This window comes from Streptomyces sp. NPDC053079, from assembly GCF_044546695.1.
Classification (GTDB): Bacteria; Actinomycetota; Actinomycetes; order Streptomycetales; family Streptomycetaceae; genus Streptomyces.
This window is the reverse complement of the sequence record NZ_JBITZJ010000003.1, coordinates 526,875-529,343: the sequence shown is the minus strand read 5'-3', so window position 1 is coordinate 529,343 and position 2,469 is coordinate 526,875. Positions and strand designations below refer to the sequence as shown.

2 protein-coding genes are annotated in these 2,469 nt (G+C 73.3%); both read left to right on the top strand.

Annotated features, from left to right (window positions below; all coding sequences use genetic code 11):
- The first annotated feature begins 12 nt into the window (after positions 1–12).
- Positions 13–990 (top strand): NAD-dependent epimerase/dehydratase family protein, encoded by a 978-nt coding sequence (locus tag ACIGXW_RS14690; RefSeq protein WP_399573261.1) that lies wholly within the window; start codon positions 13–15, stop codon positions 988–990.
- Entirely contained in the window at positions 983–2,464 is a 1,482-nt protein-coding gene (locus ACIGXW_RS14685) for an aspartyl/asparaginyl beta-hydroxylase domain-containing protein (RefSeq protein WP_399573259.1), read from the top strand. Before ACIGXW_RS14690 ends, ACIGXW_RS14685 begins: the two co-directional genes overlap by 8 nt.
- Positions 2,465–2,469: the final 5 nt, after the last annotated feature.

The window sequence follows — 2,469 nt, the reverse complement described above, 5'->3', positions numbered from 1 at the left end:
GGGAGAGACACCGTGACACTGATCGTGGTGACCGGAGCCGGCGGTTTCATCGGCTCCCACCTGGTACGGCGCCTCGCCCGGGAGGGGCACCGGGTCCGCGGCGTCGACCTGGTGCGCCCGCACTACGAGCCCACCGCAGCCGACGAGTTCGTCATCGCCGACCTGCGCGACGCGGCCCGGGCGGCGGACGCCGTCGCCGGCGCGGACACCGTCTTCGCGCTCGCCGCCAACATGGGCGGCATCGGCTGGACCCACACCGCCCCCGCCGAGATCCTCCACGACAACCTGCTCATCTCCGCCAACACCGTCGAGGCCTGCCGGGCCGCCGGGGTGCGCACCACCGTCTACTCCTCCTCGGCCTGCGTCTACCCCGGCTCCCTGCAACGCGAGCCCCACGCCGCCCCCCTGGCCGAGGAGCCGGTCTTCCCCGCCGAGCCCGACATGGAATACGGCTGGGAGAAGCTCACCACCGAAATCCTGTGCCGCGCCTACCGCCAGAGCCACGGCACGGACATCAAGATCGCCCGGCTGCACGCCATCTACGGACCCGTGGGCACCTTCGACGGACCCCGGGCGAAGTCGCTGTCCATGCTCTGCGGCAAGATCGCCCGGCTGCCCGGGACCGAGGGCGAGATAGAGGTCTGGGGCGACGGGACGCAGACCCGCTCGTACTGCTACATCGACGACTGCGTCGAAGGACTGGTCCGGCTCTCCCGCTCCGAGGTGGACGAACCCGTGAACCTCGGCTCCGAGGAACGCGTCGACATCGCCACCCTCGTGGAACGCATCGCCGAGGTCGCCGGGAAGAAGGTGCGGTGCGCCTTCGCCCCCGACCGCCCCGTCGGACCGCGCGGCCGCAGCTCGGACAACACCCGCTGCCGCCGGCTCCTCGGCTGGGCACCCGGGACGTCGCTCGCGGACGGCCTGGCACGCACCTACCCGTGGATCGAGGCCCAGGTCAAGGCCGGCGCCGGGAGCCTCGATGGCTGAGCGCGAGCCCGTCAAGGACCTCGGACGGCTGCTGCTCGGCCACGCCGCCCGCTACCGCGGCCGCGAACTGCAGGACGTCGCCACCCGGGCGCTGAGGACCTCCGGCGGGGAGAACGCCTGGGTGGTGTCCGTGGTCAACGCCAGCCTCCGCGCCCGCCAGACACTGGACCACGCACTGCGCCTGGAACCGCGCCGCAGGCTTTCCCGGCTGCGCTTCCCCTTCTCCGGCACCCACCACGCCGCCGCGCCCAGGACGCTGTCGCTGCTGTGCCCCACCCGCGAGCGCGTCGCCAACGTCGAGCGCTTCCTGGACAGCGTCGCCCGCACCGCGGCCGCCCCCGGACGCGTCGAGGCCCTCTTCTACGTCGACTCCGACGACCCCGAACTGGCCGCCTACCAGGACCTGTTCGAGCGGGTCCGCTGGCGCTTCGGCCGCATCGGCCGGTGCGCCCTGCACGTCGGCGAGCCCGTCGGCGTACCCCAGGCCTGGAACCACCTCGCCGCACACGCCGACGGCGACGCCCTGATGATGGCCAACGACGACCAGCTCTACATCGACTACGGGTGGGACACCCGCCTCGACGCCCGCATCACGGAGCTCACCGCCCTGCACCGCGACGGCGTGCTGTGCCTGTACTTCGACGACGGCCAGTACCCCGAAGGAGCGTGCGACTTCCCGATCCTGACCCGGCCCTGGTACGACACGCTCGGCTACTTCACCCCGACGATCTTCCAGCAGTGGGAGGTCGAGAAATGGGTCTTCGACATCGCCGACCGGCTGCGCCGGCTCTACCCCGTGCCGGGCGTCCTCGTCGAGCACCGGCACTACCAGGACTACAAGGCCCCCTTCGACGCCACCTACCAGCGGCACCGGATGACGCGGGAGAAGTCCTTCGCCGACCACGCGCTGTTCCTGCGCACCGAGCGGAGCCGGCTCGAGGAGACCGAGAAGCTGCGCGCCGTCATCGCCGCCGGGACGCGGCACGCGGCCCCCGCGCCGGCCGTGCACGACGCGGGCGCGTTCTGGTTCACCGACGTCCTGCGCGAGCGCCACGCCAAACTCCTGGCCGAGGCCGACGACGCGGCCGCCGCCGGCAACGCGCCGGACGGCGCCGTCCTGCTCGCCGACGGCGCCTGGACCACCGCCGCGTACGAGACGTTCCCCCTCGCCACCGGCCTCATCGGCTCGATCCCCGAGGCCACCGTCGACGGCGGCCGGGCCGAGCTGATCGTGCTGCCGCCCGGCGGCACCCGGCACACGAGCGCCGTGCCCGGCGGCGACACCCTGCGCGTCCTGTTCGGGCTGCGGGTGCCGGCCGGCGGCCACGCCCGCCTCGGCGACCAGCCGCTGCCCTGGGACACCGGACAGTGCCTCGTCCACGACGCCGCCGTGCAGGGCACCCTGCGCAACGACGGCACACAGCCCCTGCTGGCGCTCACCTTCGTGGTGCCCCGGCCGGCACCGGGGGAGTGAGGGGC

Excerpts from the sequence above, each read along its gene's own strand:
- ACIGXW_RS14685 (WP_399573259.1), top strand. The coding sequence starts at position 983 with ATGGCTGAGCGCGAGCCCGTCAAGGACCTCGGACGGCTGCTGCTCGGC.